Origin of the sequence: Glycomyces sp. NPDC021274, from assembly GCF_040641195.1 — a bacterium.
Taxonomy (GTDB): domain Bacteria; phylum Actinomycetota; class Actinomycetes; order Mycobacteriales; family Micromonosporaceae; genus Glycomyces.
The window spans coordinates 25,210-46,030 of the sequence record NZ_JBFADC010000012.1; the positions used below are offsets into that span (position 1 = coordinate 25,210).

General features: G+C 71.3%; 17 protein-coding genes. 10 read left to right on the forward strand and 7 right to left on the reverse strand.

Annotation, left to right across the window (positions count from 1 at the left end):
• Positions 1-174: 174 nt before the first annotated feature.
• Both AB0I03_RS22050 and AB0I03_RS22055 read right to left on the reverse strand, forming a co-directional pair.
• On the reverse strand, positions 175-1,914 hold the full coding sequence (locus AB0I03_RS22050) for a biotin carboxylase N-terminal domain-containing protein (protein WP_360415736.1): 1,740 nt from the start codon (positions 1,912-1,914) through the stop codon (positions 175-177).
• The gene (locus AB0I03_RS22055) at positions 1,899-2,765 is read right to left on the reverse strand and encodes a PadR family transcriptional regulator (protein ID WP_360415738.1); all 867 of its coding nucleotides are present in this window, start codon (positions 2,763-2,765) and stop codon (positions 1,899-1,901) included. Before AB0I03_RS22055 ends, AB0I03_RS22050 begins: the two co-directional genes overlap by 16 nt.
• Before the next feature lie 131 nt (positions 2,766-2,896).
• Here AB0I03_RS22055 and AB0I03_RS22060 point away from each other — a divergent pair, with 131 nt between their 5' ends.
• Together AB0I03_RS22060 and AB0I03_RS22065 are read left to right on the forward strand one after the other, a co-directional pair.
• A complete protein-coding gene (locus AB0I03_RS22060) occupies positions 2,897-3,865 on the forward strand; it encodes an ATP-binding cassette domain-containing protein (RefSeq protein WP_360415740.1) in 969 nt (322 codons plus the stop codon).
• 1 nt (position 3,866) lies between these two features.
• Positions 3,867-4,628, forward strand: coding sequence for an ABC transporter permease (locus tag AB0I03_RS22065; protein WP_360415742.1), 762 nt, complete (start codon positions 3,867-3,869; stop codon positions 4,626-4,628).
• Between the two features lie 181 nt (positions 4,629-4,809).
• On the opposite strand, the gene AB0I03_RS22070 is transcribed toward AB0I03_RS22065, so the two are convergent.
• Positions 4,810-6,099: a nucleotide sugar dehydrogenase gene (locus AB0I03_RS22070; protein WP_360415744.1), complete on the reverse strand. Its 1,290-nt coding sequence runs from the start codon at positions 6,097-6,099 to the stop codon at positions 4,810-4,812.
• A gap of 337 nt (positions 6,100-6,436) precedes the next feature.
• Between AB0I03_RS22070 and AB0I03_RS22075 the strand changes: the two genes are divergently transcribed.
• Complete coding sequence (locus AB0I03_RS22075; protein WP_360415746.1) at positions 6,437-7,624, forward strand: glycosyltransferase family 2 protein; 1,188 nt, start codon at positions 6,437-6,439, stop codon at positions 7,622-7,624.
• Here the strand turns inward: AB0I03_RS22075 and AB0I03_RS22080 are convergent.
• The gene (locus AB0I03_RS22080; RefSeq protein ID WP_360415748.1) at positions 7,541-9,001 is read right to left on the reverse strand and encodes a glycosyltransferase family A protein; all 1,461 of its coding nucleotides are present in this window, start codon (positions 8,999-9,001) and stop codon (positions 7,541-7,543) included. The two genes, AB0I03_RS22075 and AB0I03_RS22080, sit on opposite strands and share 84 nt — an antisense overlap.
• A gap of 5 nt (positions 9,002-9,006) precedes the next feature.
• The gene (locus AB0I03_RS22085) at positions 9,007-10,506 is read right to left on the reverse strand and encodes a glycosyltransferase family 2 protein (RefSeq protein WP_360415750.1); all 1,500 of its coding nucleotides are present in this window, start codon (positions 10,504-10,506) and stop codon (positions 9,007-9,009) included.
• 163 nt (positions 10,507-10,669) lie between these two features.
• Here AB0I03_RS22085 and AB0I03_RS22090 point away from each other — a divergent pair, with 163 nt between their 5' ends.
• The 5 genes from AB0I03_RS22090 to AB0I03_RS22110 all read left to right on the forward strand — a co-directional run bounded on the left by AB0I03_RS22090 (position 10,670) and on the right by AB0I03_RS22110 (position 17,279).
• Complete coding sequence (locus tag AB0I03_RS22090) at positions 10,670-13,375, forward strand: glycosyltransferase (RefSeq protein WP_360415752.1); 2,706 nt, start codon at positions 10,670-10,672, stop codon at positions 13,373-13,375.
• A gap of 11 nt (positions 13,376-13,386) precedes the next feature.
• Positions 13,387-13,719, forward strand: a complete 333-nt coding sequence (locus tag AB0I03_RS22095; RefSeq protein ID WP_360415754.1) for a hypothetical protein — start codon at positions 13,387-13,389, stop codon at positions 13,717-13,719.
• A gap of 116 nt (positions 13,720-13,835) precedes the next feature.
• Positions 13,836-14,693: an ABC transporter ATP-binding protein gene (locus AB0I03_RS22100; RefSeq protein WP_360415756.1), complete on the forward strand. Its 858-nt coding sequence runs from the start codon at positions 13,836-13,838 to the stop codon at positions 14,691-14,693.
• Entirely contained in the window at positions 14,690-16,696 is a 2,007-nt protein-coding gene (locus tag AB0I03_RS22105; RefSeq protein WP_360415758.1) for a CDP-alcohol phosphatidyltransferase family protein, read from the forward strand. Before AB0I03_RS22100 ends, AB0I03_RS22105 begins: the two co-directional genes overlap by 4 nt.
• A gap of 133 nt (positions 16,697-16,829) precedes the next feature.
• Positions 16,830-17,279, forward strand: a complete 450-nt coding sequence (locus AB0I03_RS22110) for a hypothetical protein (protein ID WP_360415760.1) — start codon at positions 16,830-16,832, stop codon at positions 17,277-17,279.
• 178 nt (positions 17,280-17,457) lie between these two features.
• Here the strand turns inward: AB0I03_RS22110 and AB0I03_RS22115 are convergent, their stop codons facing one another.
• Entirely contained in the window at positions 17,458-18,369 is a 912-nt protein-coding gene (locus AB0I03_RS22115) for a polysaccharide deacetylase family protein (protein WP_360415762.1), read from the reverse strand.
• 51 nt (positions 18,370-18,420) lie between these two features.
• On the opposite strand from AB0I03_RS22115, the gene AB0I03_RS22120 reads away from it, so the two are divergent.
• Both AB0I03_RS22120 and AB0I03_RS22125 read left to right on the forward strand, forming a co-directional pair.
• Positions 18,421-19,005 carry a non-oxidative hydroxyarylic acid decarboxylases subunit B gene (locus AB0I03_RS22120; protein ID WP_360415764.1) on the forward strand — a complete coding sequence of 195 codons (585 nt, stop codon included), beginning with the start codon at positions 18,421-18,423 and terminating at the stop codon, positions 19,003-19,005.
• 2 nt (positions 19,006-19,007) lie between these two features.
• On the forward strand, positions 19,008-19,259 hold the full coding sequence (locus AB0I03_RS22125) for a hypothetical protein (RefSeq protein ID WP_360415766.1): 252 nt from the start codon (positions 19,008-19,010) through the stop codon (positions 19,257-19,259).
• A 61-nt stretch (positions 19,260-19,320) separates the two neighbouring features.
• Here AB0I03_RS22125 and AB0I03_RS22130 read toward each other — a convergent pair whose 3' ends face one another.
• The gene (locus AB0I03_RS22130) at positions 19,321-20,715 is read right to left on the reverse strand and encodes a UDP-glucose/GDP-mannose dehydrogenase family protein (RefSeq protein ID WP_360415768.1); all 1,395 of its coding nucleotides are present in this window, start codon (positions 20,713-20,715) and stop codon (positions 19,321-19,323) included.
• Positions 20,716-20,821 lie beyond the last annotated feature (106 nt).

Below are 20,821 nucleotides of genomic sequence, written 5' to 3' on the forward strand. Positions count from 1 at the left end.
CTATCCCCCTGTAGGGAGTGGTCGGGTTCCGGACGGAGAATTTCCGCCGCCGGGAACCGTAACCCGATTTCGGTCGGTGAGAGCAGTGCTTGTGGTGTTACGCACAGCACTGACTATTGTCCCTCCGCGAACGCCCGGTTGTAAGTCTGCGATCTGACAGATCGGTTACGCGGCTCAATCGGAGATCTGGCAGATCGGGGCCCCGGCGGCCACGACGTCGCCGATGCCCACTTCGAGCCCCGAGACGGTGCCGGACTTGTGCGCTTCGATGGGCTGCTCCATCTTCATGGCCTCGAGGACCACGATGGTGTCGCCCTTGACGACGGACTGACCGTCCTGGACGGCGACCTTGACGATGGTGCCCTGCATCGGGGACGGCAGGCCGTCGCCGCCGATGGCGGGTCCGGCGTCGGCCTTCTTCTTGGGGCCGCGCTTCTTCGGCTTGCTGGAGGCGACGGGGTTGAGGAGCCCGGCGGGGATCGACACTTCGAGGCGCTTGCCGCCGACCTCGACGACGAGGCTGGTGCGCTCCTCGCTGTCGCCGCCCGCGGCGCCCGCCCCGTACGGTTCGAGCGTGTTGTCCCACTCGGTCTCGATCCAGCGGGTGTGGACGGTGAAGTCCTCGGCGAACGCCGGGTCCTCGATCACGGCCCGGTGGAACGGCAGCACGGTGGCGAGGCCTTCGACCTCCATCTCCGCGAGGGCCCGGCGGGAGCGGCGCAGTGCCTCTTCGCGGGTCGAGGCGGTGACGATGACCTTGGCGAGCAGGGAGTCGAAGTTCCCGTCGATGACGGAGCCCTCTTCGATGCCGGTGTCGACGCGCACGCCCGGCCCGGCGGGGAGCCGCAGCTTGGTGACGGCGCCGGGGGCGGGGAGGAACCCGCGTCCGGGGTCTTCGCCGTTGATGCGGAACTCGATGGAGTGGCCGCGCGGCTCGGGGTCCTCGGTGAGCGGGACGGCTTCGCCGGAGGCGATGCGGAACTGCTCGCGCACGAGGTCGAGGCCGCTGGTCTCCTCGGAGACGGGGTGCTCGACCTGGAGGCGCGTGTTCACTTCGAGGAATGAGATGGTGCCGTCGACGGCGACGAGGAACTCGACGGTGCCGGCGCCGTGGTAGTCGGCTTCCTTGCAGATGGCCTTGGCGGCGTTGTGGATGGTGGCGCGCTGCTCTGGGGTGAGGAACGGCGCGGGGGCCTCTTCGACGAGTTTCTGGTGGCGGCGCTGGAGGGAGCAGTCGCGGGTGCCGACGACGATGACGTTGCCGTGGGTGTCGGCGAGGACCTGGGCTTCGACGTGGCGGGGCCGGTCGAGGTAGCGCTCGACGAAGCACTCGCCGCGCCCGAACGCGGCTTCGGCCTCGCGCACGGCGGACTCGAACAAGTCGGGGATCTCGTCGCGGTCGCGGGCGACCTTGAGGCCGCGCCCGCCGCCGCCGAAGGCGGCTTTGATCGCGACGGGGAGGCCGTGCTCGTCGGCGAACGCGAGGATCTCGCTCGCGTCCTTCACGGGGTCCTTGGTGCCGGGCACCAGGGGCACGTTGGCCTTCATGGCGAGGTGGCGGGCGGTGACCTTGTCGCCGAGGTCGCGAATGGACTGCGGCGTGGGGCCGATCCAGGTGAGTCCGGCGTCGATCACGGCCTGCGCGAACTCGGCGTTCTCGGAGAGGAACCCGTACCCGGGGTGGACGGCGTCCGCTTCGGACCGCTCGGCGATCCGCAGCAACTTGTCGATCCGCAGGTAGGTGTCGGCGGCCGTGAGGCCGTCGAGGGCGAAGGCCTCGTCGGCCAGAAGCGTGTGGGGTGCATCGCGATCGCCGTCGGCGTAGACGGCGACGGACTCGTACCCGGCGTCCCGGCAGGCCCGGATGACTCTCACTGCGATCTCGCCGCGGTTGGCGATCAAAACCTTGCGCACGTTCCGCAGTGTAATGGCCGCATATCGGAGACCGGGGCGACGCCGTCGTCAGGAGCCCGGACGAAACGATATAAACCGCTCAACGTTTGGAGGGTCTCCATAAGGAGGGTTGTCGATTTTTTCGCATCACCTCCTAAACGGCCGTTCAGGTCGTCCGCGGCGAGGTCCTCCCCGGTGAGTTCCTCGATGAGGGCCTGGCGGTCCCTGGCGTTGTCGATGAACCGGTCGCCCTTGATCGCCTCGCGCCATTGGGCGGCGTGCTCGGCGTCGAGTTCGGGGCCGAGGACGAGGTCGCCGGTCTCGATCCGGCCGGCCGTCTCCTCGCACCATTCGGCGTCGGTGATCCACAGGTCGATCTGGCGTTTCATCATGGCGCGGGCGTGGGCCGGGACGAACGCCCCCTCATCGCCGGGGATGAACTCCGGAGTGGTCGCCGCCAGCAGCGCCGTCACCTGCTCGATGCGGGAGAACAGCACTTCGGCCCGCTGGCGCAGCAGGGCGATGTTCTCGGCCGGGGTGAGGACCTGCGCGAAGGCCCACGCGGTGCTGAACGGGTCCTCACCGCCGGCGACGTCCCACAGCTTCTCCCGCAGCGTCCGCTGGAACTCGGCCTCGCCGCTGGCGGTGATCCGGTACGTGGTGCGCGCGGGGCGCGCGTCCACCGACTCGGTCGCGACGACCTCGAGCCGGCCGTCGGCGGTGAGCTTCTTGAGCGCGTGGTAGATCGAGCCGGCGCCGATCTCGGCCTTGCCGGGCATCCGCCACGTGTCCAGCTCCCTGCGCACCAGGTAGCCGTGGACGGGACCGAGCCACCGGACGAGGCCGAGGACGAGAAGACGCGTACTCCACATGCCTGAATATTATACCTTTGACTAATCTCACGATTTCGCTTATACCTGGTTGTGCCCTTCACAACGCCCTGGTTATAGTCAACTTTGAACAAGGAAATAGGAACATCGCCCTACCCACCCGTGAGGAACCCATGCTCATCGAGACCAAGGGGCTGAAGAAGACCTTCAAGTCCCGCGGCAAGGAGGTCGAGGCCGTCCGCGGCGTCGACCTCGCCGTCAAGGAAGGCGAGGTCTTCGGCCTCCTCGGCCCCAACGGCGCCGGCAAGACCACCACGATGCGGATGCTCAGCACCCTCATCGAACCCACCGAGGGCCACGCCGTCGTCTGCGGCCACGACCTCGCCAAGGAGTCGGCGGCAGTGCGCCGCGACATCGGCTACGTCGGCCAGGAGGGCGGCACCTGGGGCGAGGTCACCGCCCGCGAGGAACTGGTCATGCAGGGCCGCCTCTACGGCATGTCGAAGCGGACCGCGCAGGCCCGCGCCGTCGACGTCCTGGAGTCGTTCCAGCTCGGCGAGTACGCCGACCGCAACGTCAAGACCTACTCCGGCGGCCAGAAGCGCCGCCTCGACATCGCGCTCGGCATCATGCACCAGCCGAAGCTGCTCTTCCTCGACGAACCCACCACCGGCCTCGACCCGCAGTCGCGCGCCCACATGTGGGACGAGGTGCGGGGCCTGCGCGAGCGCGGCACCGCGATCTTCCTGACCACGCACTACCTCGACGAGGCCGACGCCCTGTGCGACCGGCTCGCCATCATCGACCACGGCGAGATCGTCGCCGAGGGCACGCCGCTGGAGCTCAAGAAGGAGGTCGCCGGCGACGTCGTCCTCATCGGCGTGGCCGACCAGGCCGCCGAGGCCCGGACCCTCCTGGGCGACAAGGCGTTCGTGCGCGAGGCCGAAGCGGGCGAACCCGACCCCGCCACCAGCGTCGCGGTCCTGCGCCTCTACGTGGACGACGGCGCCGCGGCGCTCCCCGAGCTCCTGCGCGCCCTCGACACCGCTCGCATCGCCCCCGCGTCCATCGAGCTGCACCGGCCCAGCCTCGACGACGTGTTCCTGAAGCAGACCGGCCGCTCGCTGCGAGAGGAGCACTGACATGAAGACCCTGCTCGACACCTGGCTCGTCTACTCGCGGGCCATGAAGCTCAACCTGAAGCAGCCGGTGTGGCTGGTGGTCATGCTGATCCAGCCGCTGTACTTCCTGATCTTCTTCGCGCCGCTGCTCAACGGCCTCGACGGCGCCCCGGGCTTCGAATCCGGCGCGATGGAGACCTTCGTGCCCGGCCTGATCATCATGATGGCCCTGTTCGGCTCCACGTTCGTCGGCTTCAGCCTCATCGCGGAGCTGCGCGCGGGCGTCATCGAACGCATGCGGGTGACCCCGGTCAGCCGCGCGGCGCTCCTCATCGGACGGACGTTCGCCACCGTCACGACCACGCTCTTCCAGGCGCTCCTCCTGGTGGTGCTGGCCGCGCCGATCGGCGGCCTGACCATCTACTGGCCGGGCGTCTTCCTCATGCTCGGGATCATCGTGCTGACCTCGTTCATGCTCGGCGCGCTCTCGTACGGGGTGGCGATCGTCCTGAAGAGCGAGGACACGCTCGCGCCGGTCCTCAACACGTTCGTCCAGCCGATCATGCTGCTCTCGGGCATCATGCTGCCGATGGCGCTGGCGCCCGCGTGGCTCCAGAACGTGGCCGACTTCAACCCGTTCTACTACGCGGTCGAGGCGGCGCGGTCGCTGTTCCAGGGCGACATGGGCGCGAACGCGATCTGGCAGGCCGCCGCTTACATCGGCGCGCTCGCGATCGTGCTGGTGTGGTGGGCGACGCGGAAGTTCGCCCGCGCGGTCGCCTAGGCCCTGTAAGGAAACCAGGGAGACCGGAACCGCCGCGGGCCGTGAGGCCCGCGGCGGTTCGCTCACTCTTTCGAGTGACACTTTTCCTTACGACGGTAAGACGGGGAGGTTCTTGTCGGACCTGCGCGAGAGACTTGAATCGGGGTCGCCCCCCTGGGAGGGCGGGGGGCTGCCCCGGTCCTCAGAGGGCCTCGACGCCCTCGACACCCCGCAGCGCGCCCCGCGTGTCCAGCACCGGCACCCCCGCCGGCAGCGCCTCGGCCTGGTATTCGGCGTGGTTGGTGAGGAGCACGATCAGGTCGGCCTTGGCCGTCTCGAGTTCCGTGACGCGCTCGATCTGGTCGGCGCCGACGCTCCACGCCGGCACGTGCGGGTCGTGGTAGGCCAGCTCCGCACCCGCCGCGAGGAGCTTGCGCGCCACCGGCGTCGACGGCGACTCGCGCTGGTCGGCGATGTCCGGCTTGTACGTCACCCCGAGCAGCAGCACCCGGGCGCGCGAGAGCGCGAGGCCGTTCGCGTTCAGCTTCGCCATCGCCCGCTGCACAACGTATTCGGGCATCCGGTTGTTGATCTCCTGCGCCAGCTCCACGAACCGGAACGGGTACCCGAGCGTGCGCACCTTGTACGACAGGTAGTTCGGGTCGATCGGGATGCAGTGCCCGCCGACGCCCGGCCCCGGGTAGAACGCCTGGTAACCGAACGGCTTCGTCTTGGCGAGGTTGATCGCGTCCCACAGGTCCACGCCCAGCTCCTGGCAGAACACCGCCATCTCGTTGACGAGCGCGATGTTCACGTGCCGGTACGTGTTCTCCAGCAGCTTCGCCATCTCCGCCTCGCGCGGCCCCTTCGCCTCGACGATCGTGTCGATGAACCGCGAGTACAGCGCCTTCGCGGCCGCGGTGCACGCGGGCGTGAGCCCCCCGACCACCTTGGGCGTGTTGACGATCCCGTACACCGGGTTGCCCGGGTCGACCCGCTCGGGCGAGAACGCCAGATGGAAGTCGACGCCCGCCTCGAGGCCGGACTCTTCGCGCAGGATCGGTGCGACGACCTCCTCGGTCGTGCCCGGGTAGGTCGTGGACTCCAGCACCACGAGCGAGCCGCGCTGCAGGTGTCGCCCGGCCGCGTGCGACGCGCCGATGACGGCGGCGAGGTCGGGTCCGCCCGCTTCGCCGAGCGGGGTCGGCACGCAGATGACGATCGCCTTGGCCCGCGCCTGCACGGAGGCGTCCGTCGAAGCGGTGTAGCCGCCGCGGATCATCAGTTCGAGCTCGGCGTCCGAGACGTCGTCGATGTGGCTGGAACCGGCGTTGAGCGCGTCGACGACCGGCTGGGAGCGGTCGAGGCCGACCACGCTGAGGCCCTTGGCGATCGCCGCCTGGGCCAGCGGCAGGCCCACGTACCCTTGGCCGACCACGACCAGGTCGATCGGGTGCGCAGCGTCAACGGCTGCCGCGTCATTAGCAGACACAGTGGAGTCCTTTGCGATTCAGAGGCGTCTCGGGGGTGCTGCGAACAACATTAGCAATGGCGAACACCGCTTCCCTGACCAGGGCAGACGCAGGTCCTTGTAGGTCACTCGTTCATTCCCGCGACACCTGTGGTCAAGCCATTCGTCGCATTGCCGGGTTGTTCACCTTGTGCTCGGAAAGAGTTCACCATTCTTTGTACCGCGACGCGGAGCGCGGAATGGTTTCGCAATGTCGGTGGAAATCCGCCGTTTACATGCACTGACGTCCTTTCCGCGGCGTGATCCCGGTCCTATTCACTGAGCAATCCTTGTGTGCCGCTGGGGCTACTATCGATCCATGCCCGCTCTGAGCATTGTCATCCCCGTATTCGAGGCCGAGGAGTACCTCCCCGGTTGCCTCGACACCGTCGTCGGCGGCGGCACCGGTGCTCACGGCGCAGACGAGCTCGAGGTCGTCGTCGTCGACGACTGCTCGCCCGACGGCTCCCGCGCCGTCGCCGAGCGCTACGCGGCCCGCGACGGGCGCATCAAGGTCGTCACGACCCCCGCGAACGCCGGCTCGGGCCCGGCCCGCAACTTCGGTCTGGCCCAGGCGAAGGGCGACTACGTGTGGTTCGTCGACGCCGACGACGAGCTCAAGCCCGGCGCGGTCGAACGGGTCCTCAAGGCCGTGGCCGGCCCCCGCCCGCCCGACGTCGTCCTCGTCCAGCACGAGAAGCGGCGCGACACCGGCGTCATCGAGACCGGCGAACTCCCCGAGCTCGCCGCGCACTGCCCGGCCGATCCGAGCGGCTTCACGCTCGCGGAATGGCCGCGCATCGTCGACTACACGCACACCCCGTGGACGAAGGTCTCGCGCCGCGAGTTCCTCAACGGCATCGACCTGGGCTTCCCCACCGGCTGGTACACCGACATCCCCTGGACCTACGCGCTGCTGCGCCGCGCCGAGCGCATCGCGGTCGTCGTCGAATGCTGCTACCAGTGGCGCCAGCGCGCCGGGTCCTCGATCACCCGCACCCGCGACGACCGCCACTTCGACGTGTTCACGCAGTGGCAGCGGACCTGGGACGATTTCGAGGACGTCGACGACGCGGGGGTCCGTGTGGCCCTGTTCAACCACATGGTGTGGCATCTGCTGCTCGTGATCGGCAACACGGAGCGGGTGGAGCCGAAGAAGCGCCGGGAGTTCTTCCGGCGCACCTCTGAGCTGTACCGCCGCTACCACCCCGGTGCGGACGCCTGGCAGCCTGCCGCTGGCGTCACCGGTCTGAAGCAGCGGCTTCTGGCGGCCCGCGCCTATGTGGGTTATGAGGCGTTCCGGCAGGTGTACCGGATCGCGAAGCGGGTCAACCGGAACGGTGCGCAGCGCGGGCCGGTGCCCGCGCCGGAGTCGACGGCGTCGGAGGTCGAGGCGTCGTCCGCGAACAGTTCGGTCGGCGCGTCAGTGGTCCCGCATGCGGCGGAGGAGGCCTCGGGCCTTCCCGCGCAGTCCTCGCTGCCCGCTCCGCGCGTCTCCGGTTCCTGAACCGGCGAGCGCGTCGCCGAGCGGCCCGGCGAGGCGGGCGCTGCCCCAGACTGCGTCGATGCCGACGCCGAGGTGTGCGGCTCGTGCGGCGGCGGCGGTGCGTTCCAGGCGGACCGCGCCTTCGGGGGCGGCCACTTCGACGAGGCCGAGGCGGTGCTGGTTCGCGTAGGCGACGAGCGATGCGACGGCGTCCGGTCCCGGCCGTACGGCTGCGGGCATGCGGATCACGTAGGGCACCTTCGGGTCGGGCGTGAAGTCGGCGGCGAAGCGCACGCGGCTCTCGCCGCGGAACGATTCGAGGAGGAGTCGCGCGTCGAGGTGGGGGTCGTCGAGCATCGGGTGCCGGCCGGGGTGCGGTTCGGGCCAGTCGCCGAGGAGCGTGACCCGGACGTCGGGTGCGGCACCGCACAGCAGTGTGTCCACAATCGACTCGAGGTTCAGGCTGAGGTCGAGGTCGGGGGCCGAGGCGTCGGCCGTGTCCACGACCACGTCGGCGAGCGGTGTCTCCCAGCCGCGGGCGGCCCTGGGCCGCTTCAGGTCGAGTTCGGGCACCCGGTTGGCGATGCGCGGGCGCCGGTAGGCCTTGGCGAGCGCGCCGCGTTCGGCGATCTGCCGGGGGCCCAGATGCCATGCGGAGGAATTGTCGTCGGGGACGAACACGGCCCCGGCCTGGTGCAGGCGGTACCCGAAGATCGTGTCGGAGCCGAGCAGGACGTCGGCGTCCATGCCGCCTGCGGCCGTGAACAGGCTGCGGTGCACGGAGAACGACGCGCCGACGAGCACGCGGAACGCCCGGTGGTCGGCTTGGCGCAGTCCGGCCGTGGCGTCGATGATCTGCTCGATCCACTGGGGTTGGGAGGACTCGTGGTCGAAGAGCTCTCCGGCCTTGCCGGCGCGCACCGTGTCGAAGACGACTGCGGGGTCGAGGTCGCCCGGCTGGTAGTCCACGAACCGCTTGTGTCCCAGTACAGCCAGGTAGTCGGCCGTGTGGTGCCAGCGCAGCTGGGAGGCGACATGGTCGGGGAATGCGAGCATGTCGGCGTCCAGGCGCAGTACGACGTCGCCGTCGCTTTGGGCGACACCGGAGTTCGTGGCGTGCGCCGATGCCCATCCGCCGGGCAGCGGCGGGACGATCCGCGTCGATTCCGGCCGTATTTGCGGGAGCCGCAGTGGCGGGTCGGAGCCGTCGTCGACCACGACGACTTCGAGCAGCCGGGCCGGGTAGGTCTGGGCGGCGAGGGAGGCGAGGGTGACGTCGAGTTTGTCCTGCTGGCCGTGGGCGGGGATGACGATGCTGACGCTGAGTGCGGGCTCCCAGTCGTCGCCGGGGCGCACCAGCGGCCCGTAGTCGTTGCCGCGCAGTGCGGGTGGGGGCATGGCGGTCACCGCCGGAGCAGGGCGCGCAGGCGCGCGCGCTGGCGGGCGTCGAAGAAGCGGCGTGCGAGGCGCCTGGCCGCGTCGGGCGGGCCGGGTTCATAGACCGTGGCTTCGGCTTCGCGGGCGGCGAGCCCGTCGTACCGGGCGGCTCCCCAGATGCCGGCGACCACTTGGTCGAGGCCGTTGCCGCCGGTGATGTGGCGGGCGCGGGCGAACGCTGCGGTGCGTTCGAGCCGTGCGGGCGGCGCGTCGGGCAGGGCCGCGAGGACGAGGCCGGCGTCGGCTCGTTCCATGGCCGCGATGAGCTTGCCGACGCTGTTGGCGCGCAGCGGGACGGGGCGGGGGAGTACGAGCCGGTAGGGTGCGGCGGGGTCGGGCGGGGGCGTTTCGGTGGTGACGCGGACGCGCGTTTCGGCGTCGTAGGTCTCTTCGATGAGGCGCAGTTGCGCGCCGTCGCCGGCGAGGATCGACGTGCGGTCCTGCGGGGCGGGGCCCTGGCCGGTGACGAGGGTGATGCGCACGTCTCCGTCGGGTCCGGAGAGGACGGCTGCGACGCACGCGTCGACGTCGGCGGCGGTCGCGTCGGCGACGTCGACGACCATGTCCACCAGGGGGACCCGCCAGGCGCGCGGCGGCGCGGTCCGGCGCATGCCGTGCAGGGGCACGCGCTGCGCGATGTAGGGCACGCGCTGGTGGCGGCCCTCGTCCCACTTCTGCACCATCTGCGGCATCCCCAGGTGCCACGCGGAGGAGGTGGTCTCGGGGACGAACACGGCCCCGGCCTGCGCGAGCCGGTACGCGAACTCGGTGTCGGAGCCGAGCCGCAGGTCGGTGTCGAGTCCGCCCACGGTCTTGAAGAAGTCGCGGTGCACGGAGTTGGTGGCGCCCACGAAGACCCGGAAGATCCCGGGGTGGTGCTGGACGAGTCCGGCGGTGTCGGCGATGACGTTCTCGACCCAGTGCGGTTTCGCGTCCTCGACGGCGAACAGGGCCGCGGCCTCGCCGGCGAGGACCTTTTCGTGGACCTGCTCGGGGGTGAACCGCCCGGGCTCCCATTCGACGAACCGCTTGTGGCCCAGCACCGCCAGGTAGTCGGCGGCGTGGTGCCAGCGCATCTGCGCCTCCACATGGTCGCGGTAGGCGACCATGTCGGCGTCCAGGCGCAGCACGACCTGCCCGTCCGCGTGGTTCACGCCGGTGTTGACCGCGTGGGCGGAACCCCAGGACTCCCCGGTGGTGACGACCAGTCTCGTGTGCTCCGGGCGCAGGTCGGGCAGGCGCAGGGGCGGCGTCGAATTGTCGTCGACGACGACGACTTCCATGAGGTCCGGCGGATACGACTGGGCCGCAAGGGCCGCCAATACCAGATCCAGTTCGTCCTGGCCCCCATAGGCTGGGACGACGACGCTCACCGCGAGACTCGGCTGCCAATCACCCGAGGTGGGCGGGTGCAGGGCCCTATAGTCGTTGCGGACGATGCGCGGGCGTTTCGGTGAGTCGCTCATTTCGCGCCCACGATATCCCGAACCCATTCATGAGGATTGACCGGCTTCCCAGTTCAGCATCTGTTTACGCGACTGAGGACAATTGTTCGCATTCAATTCAGCATTATTGCCATTGGACACGCGAAGATCTGGGCGGAATGCAACCTGGAGATGAACGGACGAGATGCACAGAGCTGACGAGACCGCGCGTTATCCGGGCCGACTCACCGACGACCTCCTGGTGCGTGCGGGGGAACGGGCTCCGGGAACGCTGAGCGCGACCGCGCTGCGCACCCGCTCTCCCGGTGCCCGCCACCTGCTCGCCCGCGCCGCGACCCGCCGCCTCGACCTCCCCGGGCTCATCGCTGCCGCACACCATCGCGACGCCGCGGCCGTGAGGGAACTGGAGGTGAACGCGGCGGCGCTGGCGTCGCTCGCGCGGGTCGTGGGCCTCCAGACGGGGGGTGAACAGGACCGGCGGGACGCCTTGGCGCTGTTCGACCTGGCGCTCGAGGTGGGCGGGGTCCGCCGCGTGAGCCCTCGCGAGGCGGCCGTCCACACGCAGCTCGCGTACGTCCTCGGCGACCTGGCCAAGACCCGTGGCCTGCTGCGCCGCTACGGCAGGCACCTGCCGGCGCTGGAGCGCGGCGCGCTGGTCGCCGACCTCGCGCATCCTGACGCGGGCGGCGACGAGCCGGCGTGGGTCAAGCGGTTCGGCGCGCTCGCGGGCCGCCGCGAGCTGCGGCTGGGCCCGGCCTCGGTGGACGGGGAGCTGCTGCCGTGGTTCGACCGGCTGCGCGCCGCGCCGACGCCGAAGGTGCAGTCCGGTCCGCGGATCTCGGTGGTGATGACGGCGTACCGGCCCGGCCGGGCCCTGCTCACGGCGGTCCGCTCGCTGCTCGACGGCGCGTGGACGAACCTGGAGGTGCTCGTCGTCGACGACGCCTCGGGCCCCGAGTTCGACGCCGTCCTCGATGCGGTCGCGGCCCTGGACGACCGGGTGCGGGTGATCCGCCGTGAAGCCAACGGCGGCACGTTCGCGGCCCGCAACACCGCGTTCGACGCCCTCACCGGCGATTACGTGACGGGCCTGGACTCGGACGACTGGGCCGCGCCCGGGCGGCTCGCGCGGTCGGTCGCGCCGCTGCTGGCCGACCCGGCGCTGCAGTTGACGTACGGGGAGGCGTTCCTGTGCAACGAGGACCTCACCGTGACCCGCCCGGGCAGGGTCCTCACCACGGTCTCGACCGCTTCGATGATGTTCCGCCGCAGCGTGCTCGACCGGATCGGCTACTACGACGAGGTCCGCAAGGGCGCCGACACGGAGTTCCTGCACCGGATCGCGGCCGCGTTCGGCGACGGCGCGGTGCGCCGCCTCCACGGCGTGCGCGACACGATCATGCGCCAGGCGCCCGGCTCGCTCTCGCGTGAGGAGTTCGGGCCCGGCTGGAAGCACCCGGCGCGCCGCGCCTACCAGTCCGCGTACCCGCTGTGGCACGACGCGATCCGCGCCGGCGCCGACCCGTATCTGCCGCGGGCCCCGGCCCAGCGCCCGTTCTGGGCCCCCTACCACGCGGCCGTGGCCCGCGCGGAGCAGCGCCAGCGCCGCTTCGACGTCGTGTTCTGCCTCGACTGGCGGCCCTTCGGCGGCCCGCAGAAGTCGATGATCGAGGAGGTCAAAGCACTCACGGCCGCAGGGCTTAAGGTCGCGGTCATGCACTTGGAGTCGTGGCGGCACATGACCGTGGAGGACCGGCCGATGTGCGCGCCGTTCCAGCGGCTCGTCAACGCCGGGCTCGTGGAGCAGGTCCTGGTCACCGACGACGTCGTGTGCGACCTGCTGGTGCTGCGGTACCCGCCGATCCTGCAGTTCCGCTCCGGGGAGCGCTCGGGCGTGCGCCCGCGGCGGATGGTGGTGCTCGCCAACCAGGCCCCGCACGAGCGCGACGGCTCCGACACCCGGTACGTACCGGACGCCTGCCACGCCAACGCGATCGACATGTTCGGCGTCGAACCGCTCTGGGTGCCGCAGGGCCCGCAGGTGCGCGAGGCGCTCACGCCCGCGGGGCCCGCGCAGGAGGGCCTGACCGCGACCGCGCTGGCGGACTTCGACATGCCGGGGATCCTCGACACCGCTGACATCGCCCCGGCCCGCACCGGGTTCCGGTCGGTGCTGCCGGTGGTCGGGCGGCATTCGCGCGACGACCGGACGAAGTGGCCCACAGCCGCCGACCTGCCGCTGATCTACCCCGGGGACGGGCGCTGGGACGTGCGGATCATGGGCGGGGCCGGGTCGGTCGCGGCGATCACCGGCGAGGACCCGCCCGCGGCGTGGACCTGCTACGGCTTCGACGAGACCGACGTCGAATCGTTCCTGTACCAGCTGGACTTCTGGATCTACTTCCCGCACCCGCAGCAGTACGAGGCGTTCGGCCGGGCCGTCCTCGAGGCGCTCGCGGCCGGGTGCGTCACGGTCCTGCCGCCCCGGTTCGAGCCGACGTTCGGCGACGCCGCCCTCTACTGCGAACCGTCCGAAGTGGTGGGACTGGTGGACGGGCTGTACGCCGACCCCGAGCGGTTCCTCGCCCGCAGCGCCCTCGCCCAGCAGCGGGTCCGGGAGCGGTTCAGCCACGACGCCTACCGGCAGCTCGTCGCCGACCTCCTCGGCAGTGCGCCTGAAGACCGTGCATCTGAAGACCGTGCCTCCCAAAACGGTGCATCTGAAAACCGCGCCTCCGAGAACGGCGCTGCAACGACGAGCACCCCCGCGGACGGTGCCGCATCGAGCGAAGCCCCGGCGAACGGGGCCCTCCCGCACCCCGCCGCGCCCGGCGCCGCCCCCGAAGACCCGGCCGAGTCCCCGGCCGTGCCCAGTCCCGCCGCCAGATGAGAGTGCCTCCGATGAAGCAGAAGCTGAAAGCCGTCTACATCCGGTTCGGCCGGCCCTCGCCCGTGCGGGTCGCCGCCGTCGCTGGCGGCCTCGCGGCTCTCGGACTGCTCGCCGTCACCGTCCTCGGCGAACAGCGCCTGGTGTGGGTCGTCTCATCGCTGATGAGCCTGGTCACCTTGGGGGCCCTGGGGCTGGTGTGGAACGAGAGCCGCCAGACGCGGCTGGAGGCGCGCGCGTCGGCCGAGCGTGCTGAGGTCACGCTCCGTCGCATCCTCGCCGCGTTCGAGGTCGAACGCCTGGCAGCGGAGCGGCGCCGCGCCGCCGAAGGCGACCGCGCGGCCTGACCGGGCCCGGAGCGGCGGGCATGAGGAAGCTCTCGGATCTGCCGCGAGCTGCCGAAAACGACCGGGCGGTACTATTGGCGCGCTGTGTCAACCACCTGTCCGGGAGGGCCGCCCCCATGGAAGAGCCGATCATTCAGGCTCGTGACCTCGGGATCTGCTTCGCGAAAGGCAAGCAGAAGAAAGGCCGGGTCAAAGACCTGTTCGTCAGGCGCTCGGCCAACCAGAAGGGCGCCTCGGCGCAGGACTTCTGGCCCCTGCGCCACGTCAACTTCGACATCTTCCCCGGCGACGCCGTCGGCATCATCGGCCGCAACGGCACCGGCAAGTCCACGCTGCTGCGCCTGATCACCGGCGTCCTCATCCCCGACGAGGGGTACGTGCGCCGCGAAGGCCGCGTGGCCCCGCTCATCGCGCTGTCCGCGGGCTTCTCCGGCGACCTCACCGGCCGCGAGAACGTCAACCTCGTGGGCGCGCTGCACGGCATGAGCAGCAAGGAGATCAAGGCCAAGTACGACGAGATCGTCGAGTTCTCCGAACTCGAGGACTTCATGGACACGCCCCTGAAGCACTACTCCTCGGGCATGAAGGTGCGCCTCGGCTTCGGCGTCATCACCCAGCTGCCGCACCCGATCCTCCTGGTCGACGAGGCGCTCGCCGTCGGCGACGCCGCGTTCAAGCGCAAATGCCAGGCCGTCATCGCCGGGCTCCTCAAAGAGGGCCGCACCCTCGTGTTCGTCTCCCACTCCGAAGGCGACCTGAAGAAGTACTGCAAGCGCGGCATCTTCCTCGACGCCGGCACCCTCGAGACCGACGGCACCGTCGAAGAGGCCCTCGACGCCTACAAGGCCGCCGAGAAGCGCGACGCCGACGCCAAGGCCGCGAAGAAGCGGCGCCAGCAGGCGGCCGCGGCCGCCGCTGAGCAGGCCGCCGCCGCCCCCGCCCTCGTCCCGGGAGCGGCCGAGGCGGCCACGTGAGCCGAGCCGTCATCCTGCCGGCTCCGGGCGGCCACGCCGAGACAACCGAAGACACCACCGTCCTGGACCGGCTCATCGCGCAGATCCGCGACGCCGGCTGCGACGACGTCACCGTGCTCACCCGGCCCGGGACGGACCGGCCCGTGAAGGCCGCCCAGATCGAGTCGGCGGACGCGAACACCGACCTGCGCCACCTCGGTGAACTCGCGTTCGCCGCCGAGAACGGCGGGGCGCTCTACGTCGCCTGCGCCGACCTCGTGGCGTCCCCGACCACCGTCGCCGCGGTCCTGTCCGACTCCTCGCGCCGCTCCGGCGTGCTCGTCGGCGGCGACGACCCCACCGCCGCCCCGGTCAACTGTGAACGCGGCCTGGTCACCGGCCCCGGCCCCGGACCGGACCGCCTCGGCGGCCTCGCGAAGGTCTCCGCCGCCCACCTGGCCCGCCTCAAACGGCACTGGCCGCGCCGCGCGGAAGGCGACGCGTTCGCGTCCGTCCTCGCGGCCCTCCACGCCCGCGCCATCCCCGTCAACGCCTACCGCACCGCCGGCCTCGAGCACCGCCAGGTCGGCAGCGCCGACGAAGCCCTCGCGACCATCGCCGCCATCGAAGCGGTCGACATGGACGCGTGGCGGCTCAAGAACGCCATCAAGCACGACGACGACTTCTTCGCCACGTACGCCGTCTCCACCTGGACCCCCCGGCTCGTCAAGCTCGGCGCCCGCCTCGGCTGGACCCCCACCCCCGTCACCTGGGTGTCCATCGCGCTCGCCGTCGCCGCCGCCGGGATCTTCGCCACCGGCTGGACGCAGCAGGCCGACGAGCGGCTCTGGTACCTCGCCGCCGCGGTCCTCATGTACTGCAGCTTCGTCTTCGACTGCGTCGACGGCCAGCTCGCCCGCTACACCCAGAACTTCTCGTCCTTCGGCGGCTGGCTCGACATGATGGCCGACCGCTCCAAGGAGTTCCTCATCTACGCCGGCCTCGCCGCCGGCGCGACCGCCAGCGGCGTCCCCGCGCCCGCCGCCTGGGGCCTCGCGATCGGCGCCATGGCCACCCAGACCATCCGGCACACCGCCGACACCTGGTACGCCGTCCTCCTCGACACCGCCGTCGTCCGCCAGGCCCGCAAGCGCGAATCCGCGCCGCCAGTCGGCCGCGCCGCCCACCTCGGCCAGCGCCTCGGCTCCGCCTCCGAGCAGGTCATGGGCGCCCACCGCACCCCGCTGTACTGGATCAAGCGCACCATCGTCGCCCCCGTCGGCGAACGCTGGCTCCTCCTGGCCGTCGCCGCCGTCGCCTTCGGGCCGCAGGCCGCGCTCGCCGCGCTCCTCGTCTGGCAGCTCCTCGCCCTCGGCTACACGACCGCCGGACGCACCCTCCGCTCCCTCGCCGCCCGCACCGCCGCACTGCGCCGCCCCGACCGGTCCGCGCACCGCGACGACGGGCCCCTCGGCAAGCTCGTGCCCCGCAGCCCCGTCGGGGGCGACATGACGCCGTTCGCGGCGACCGCCGCCGCCGTGGCCGCCGCCGGCGCCGCGGTGCTCGCCGCCGCGCTCGGCACGCCCCCGTGGGCGCCGTTCGGGCTCGCCGCGCTGGCGCTGGTCCTCGCCGCCTCAGTGGCCCGCACCGACCACGAAGGCCTCCTCGACTGGTTCATCCCCGCCGGGCTCCGCGCGGTCGAGCTCGGCGCGATCGGTGCGGCCGGGATCGCGGCGGGCGTGTCCTGGCCGGTCCTGTACCTGCTGCTCACCGTGATCGCGCTGTACTTCTACGACCTCGCCGCGGGGCTGGACAAGGCCGCCTCGCCGGTGGCCCGCCGCGACCTCGGCCTCGGCTGGCCCGCGCGCAGCCTCATCGCGATCGCGGCCGCCGCCATCGCAGTGGCCACCGTTCCGGCAGTGGCCACTGTGGTCTACGGGGCGCTCGCGGTCTATGTCGCCGCGGTCTTCGTCGGCGCGGTCGTCGCCGGCACGGTCCGCGCCTCGCGCGCGGCCGCCGCCTGACCCGCCGAAACCCGCGCCGCCGCAGCGCGATCGGGCCCCAACGGGCCGTCATGCTTGACCGCCAAGCGAACTCGATCGGGTTACATGCCCCGACAGGCGCGCATCGCTGGTCTCCCACGACTAAGGTGTACCTGTGCGCAAGTTCCGGCTCTCGCGTCTGGTGCTCGCCGCGACCGTGATCGGGGTGGCGGGCCTCTTCTCGCTGCCCGCGATTCTCGGGAGCCTGAGCGCGACCGATGCCGCCACTGAAAGCCGATCCGCTATTTCCCATGTGGACTGGACGAACGCCGACGAGACCTACCCGATCCCGCCCGGCTCGCCCACCCCGAGCCCCAGCTACGACGGCGACGGCACCTCCGACACCGACGGTGAGGACACCGACGGGGACGGCACCCCCGACCCTGCCCCCGACGGCGCGTCGCCCGAGTCGCGGCCGATCGACGAGGGCGGGTCGGGCGGCGGCAGCGGCGGCGGGATGCTCGGGCTGGCGTTCCCGGTCCAGGCGGCCATGAGCGTCGGCCTGATCGCCCTCGCGTTCCTCGCGCTCCTGCCCGGCCGCAAGATGCCCGCCGGCCTGCGCTGACCTCGCAGCGGGGGCGGTAGCCGCGTCGGGCGCGGCCTTGGTCGGGCCTGACGCGCGGCCGCTCGCAGCGGCGGCGGCACCCGTGTTGCGTGCGGCCGTGGTCGAGTCCTACGTGCGGCCGGGAGCGCTCGGCGCGTTCGACGCAGGGCAGCTGACGGTGCGACTGCGGGGAGGCGGCTTACAGGGCCGTGTACACGTAGCCGCGGCGTGAGAACTCCGCGAAGATCGACTTGAGCGCCCCGCACATGTCCGCCTGGTTCGAGGCGCCGTCGTGCAGCAGCACGATCGTGCCCGGTGCGCTGCGGTCGAGCACGTGCTCGCGAATCTGCGCCTCGGTCACCGCGTTGTCCCAGTCCGAGGGGTCCACGGTCCAGTGCAGCGACTCCATGCCCAGGTCCGCGGCCACCGCGATCGCCCGGTCCGTCCACTGCCCGCCCGCGTGCCGGAAGTACCGCACCTCGGCGCCCGGCGCGGCCTTCACGATCGCGTCGTTCGTGCGCTGCAGGTTGGCCCGGATCTCCGCTTCGCTCCACTTGCCCAGGTCGAACTCGTGGAACCACGAGTGGTTGCACAGCGTGTGGCCCTCGCGCGCGATGTCCGCCACCAGCTCCGGGTACGCCTCCGCGTACGCCCCGATCAGGCAGAACGTCGCCTTGACCCCCTGCTCGCGCAGCATGTCCAGCACCTTCGGGGTCCATACGGGCGAGGGCCCGTCGTCGAACGTGAGCGCCACCCGGTCGTCCCCGGTGTGGTTGCGGGTCCCCAAGGGCCCGTCGTACGTGTTCGCGGCCGGCTCGGCCGCCGGGGGCGGCGACGACGCGGCGGGCGGCGGGGAGGACGCCGGGTCGGTCGGCGCGGGGCCCGTGGCGCTCGGCTCCGGCGGTGGCGCCGACGAGTCCGGCGCAGCGGGCGCGTCGGTGTCCTCGGCCTCCCTCTCGCCCTCGCTCGCAGGCGAAGGCGAGTCCGGCGCAGTAGGCTCGGTCGCGGTCGTCGCACTCGCGGGCGGCTCGTCGCCCTCTGGCCAGACCCAGGCGAGTGCGAGCAGCAGCAGCACCGCAGCGGCCGCTATGTACAGCTTGTGACGAACCATGTCGTGATTGTAAGTGCGATGGGCCACATTTCGAGGAAAGGCGGAGGGGACATGCGACTCGTCGTCGGCATCACCGGAGCGACCGGGGCGATCTTCGGCGTCCGGCTCCTGGAAGCGCTCCGCGAACTCGAGGGCGTCGAGACCCACCTCGTCATGAGCCGCTGGGCCCGCACGACCCTCCGCCTCGAGACCCCCTACACGCCCGCCGAGGTCACCGCGCTCGCCGACCACGCCTGGGGCGCGGGGGAGCAGGCCGCGCCGATCTCCTCGGGGTCGTTCCGCACCGACGGGATGGTGATCGCGCCGTGCTCGATGAAGACCGTCGCCGCCGTCCGCACCGGCTACACCGAAGGGCTGATCGGGCGGGCCGCCGACGTGACGCTCAAGGAGCGCCGCCGGCTCGTGCTGCTGGCCCGCGAGAGCCCGCTCTCGGAGATCCACCTGGAGAACCTGCTGGCGCTCTCGCGCATGGGCGCGGTCGTGCTGCCGCCGGTGCCCGCGTTCTACAACCGGCCTGAGACGATCGAGGACATCGTGGACCACGTGGTGGCGCGGACGCTCGACCAGTTCGGACTCGAGCACCCCCGCGCCCGCCGCTGGGACGGCCTGAAAGGCACTGAGGCAGTAGAGGAGTAGCGGTGGACACGCTGATGTGGGAGGCCAAGGCCGCCGAGGGGCGCGGGGCCGAGCTGCTCCGCTGGGTGCTCGACGAGGGCGTGCACGCCGTCGCCGACCCCGAGGTGCGCGCCGAGGTGTTCATCTCCGGGGACCGGGTCGTCGTGATCGCCGTCGGACCCCGCCCGCCCCGCCGCCTCCCCGACCCGCCCGAAGAGCTCATCGACCGCCCCCCGCACGCCTGGCCCTTCACCCGGGTGAACCTCGCGAATTGACGAACGAACCGCCCGGCGCGTCGTGCGCGCCGGGCGGTTCGGGGAATTCGCGTTTCCGAGTCTAGCGGCCGATGCCCTGGTACGACCAGCCGTGCTTGCGCCACTGCACCGGGTCGAACGCGTTCATGCCGTCGAGGATGCGCCGCTCGGCCACCTGCCGGCCCAGCGCCTCCGGGTCGAGCGTGCGGAACTCCTCCCACGGCACCATCGCGCACACCACGTCGGCGCCCGCGACGGCCTCGGGGAGGGTCTTCACGAAACTCAGCTCCGGCGCGGCCGCCTTCGCGTTCTCCAGCCCCTCCGGGTCGTACACGACCACGTCGGCGCGGGCCGACCGCAGCCGCCGCGCGATGTCGAGCGCGGGCGAGTCGCGGATGTCGTCGGTGTCGGGCTTGAACGTCGCGCCGAGATAGGCGATGCGCACCCCCGAGAGGTCCGGCCCGTTCGGCCCCGAGGACCGCCCGGCCAGCTCCGCGACCGCGCGCACGGTGTGCGAACGGCGGCGCGTGTTCACGGCGTCGACCTCGTCGAGGAACCGGAACGACTCGCCCACGCCGAGCTCGCCGGCGCGAGCCGAGAGCGCCCGGATGTCCTTGGGCAGGCAGCCGCCGCCGAAGCCGATGCCGGCGCGCAGGAACTTGTTGCCGATGCGCTGGTCGTAGCCGATGGCGCGGGCCAGGTCGACCACGTCGGCGCCCGCGGCCTCGCTCAGGTCCGCCATGGCGTTGATGAAGGAGATCTTGGTGGCCAGGAACGCGTTCGCGGCCACCTTCACCAGCTCGGCCGTCGCCAGGTCGGTCTCGACGACGGGGACCTCGCGGTCCTCGACCGCGGCGAGCTCGAGGATGCCGCGGTGCACGTCCTTGAGCAGCTGGGAGGCCCATTCGGACTGGGCCGCGTACACGATCCGGTTGGGGCGCAGGACGTCGTGCATCGCGTTCGACTCCTGCAGGAACTCCGGGCTCCAGCCGACCTCGACGCCGAGCCCTTCGGGGGCGTGGCGGTCGATGAGCTCCTGGACCCAGGTGGCGGTGCCCACGGGCACGGTGGACTTGCCGACGATGAGGACCTTGCGGCTCAGGCGCTTGGAGAGGTCGACGACGGCGGTCTCGATGTAGGAGAGGTCCGCGCCGTGCTCGCCCTTGCGCTGGGGGGTGCCGACGCAGATGAAGTGGACGTCGGCGAAGTCGGCGACGGACTGGATGTCGGTGGTGAACCGCAGGCGCCCGGTGTCGAGGTTCTTCTTCAGCAGCTCGGGCAGGCCCGGCTCGTGGATGGGCAGGACCCCGGTGTTGAGCGATTCGATCTTGGCGGCGTCGACGTCGTATCCGACCACCTCGTAGCCCAGCTCCGCGAAGCAGACGGCGTAGGTCGTCCCGAGGTAGCCGCACCCGAGGAAGGCGATGCGGGGCCGGGTCGTGGTGTTCTGCGAGGGAGTCGGGATCGCGTTCGCCATCTGGTGCCCTGTCTGTTCGTTCGGCGGGCCCGCCCGGTCGGGGGCGGCGCCCGTGCGTACATGCGTTGGATTCGTGCGCGGCGACCTCGAATTGTACGTGAATGCG

What these genes read in the sequence shown, in the direction of transcription:
- AB0I03_RS22055 (WP_360415738.1), bottom strand. Translation starts at nt 2,765, where the DNA reads ATGTGGAGTACGCGTCTTCTCGTCCTCGGCCTCGTCCGGTGGCTCGGT.
- AB0I03_RS22060 (WP_360415740.1), top strand. Translation starts at nt 2,897, where the DNA reads ATGCTCATCGAGACCAAGGGGCTGAAGAAGACCTTCAAGTCCCGCGGC.
- AB0I03_RS22065 (WP_360415742.1), top strand. Translation starts at nt 3,867, where the DNA reads ATGAAGACCCTGCTCGACACCTGGCTCGTCTACTCGCGGGCCATGAAG.
- AB0I03_RS22075 (WP_360415746.1), top strand. Translation starts at nt 6,437, where the DNA reads ATGCCCGCTCTGAGCATTGTCATCCCCGTATTCGAGGCCGAGGAGTAC.
- AB0I03_RS22080 (WP_360415748.1), bottom strand. Translation starts at nt 9,001, where the DNA reads ATGCCCCCACCCGCACTGCGCGGCAACGACTACGGGCCGCTGGTGCGC.
- AB0I03_RS22085 (WP_360415750.1), bottom strand. Translation starts at nt 10,506, where the DNA reads ATGAGCGACTCACCGAAACGCCCGCGCATCGTCCGCAACGACTATAGG.
- AB0I03_RS22090 (WP_360415752.1), top strand. Translation starts at nt 10,670, where the DNA reads ATGCACAGAGCTGACGAGACCGCGCGTTATCCGGGCCGACTCACCGAC.
- AB0I03_RS22095 (WP_360415754.1), top strand. Translation starts at nt 13,387, where the DNA reads ATGAAGCAGAAGCTGAAAGCCGTCTACATCCGGTTCGGCCGGCCCTCG.
- AB0I03_RS22100 (WP_360415756.1), top strand. Translation starts at nt 13,836, where the DNA reads ATGGAAGAGCCGATCATTCAGGCTCGTGACCTCGGGATCTGCTTCGCG.
- AB0I03_RS22115 (WP_360415762.1), bottom strand. Translation starts at nt 18,369, where the DNA reads ATGGTTCGTCACAAGCTGTACATAGCGGCCGCTGCGGTGCTGCTGCTG.
- AB0I03_RS22120 (WP_360415764.1), top strand. Translation starts at nt 18,421, where the DNA reads ATGCGACTCGTCGTCGGCATCACCGGAGCGACCGGGGCGATCTTCGGC.
- AB0I03_RS22130 (WP_360415768.1), bottom strand. Translation starts at nt 20,715, where the DNA reads ATGGCGAACGCGATCCCGACTCCCTCGCAGAACACCACGACCCGGCCC.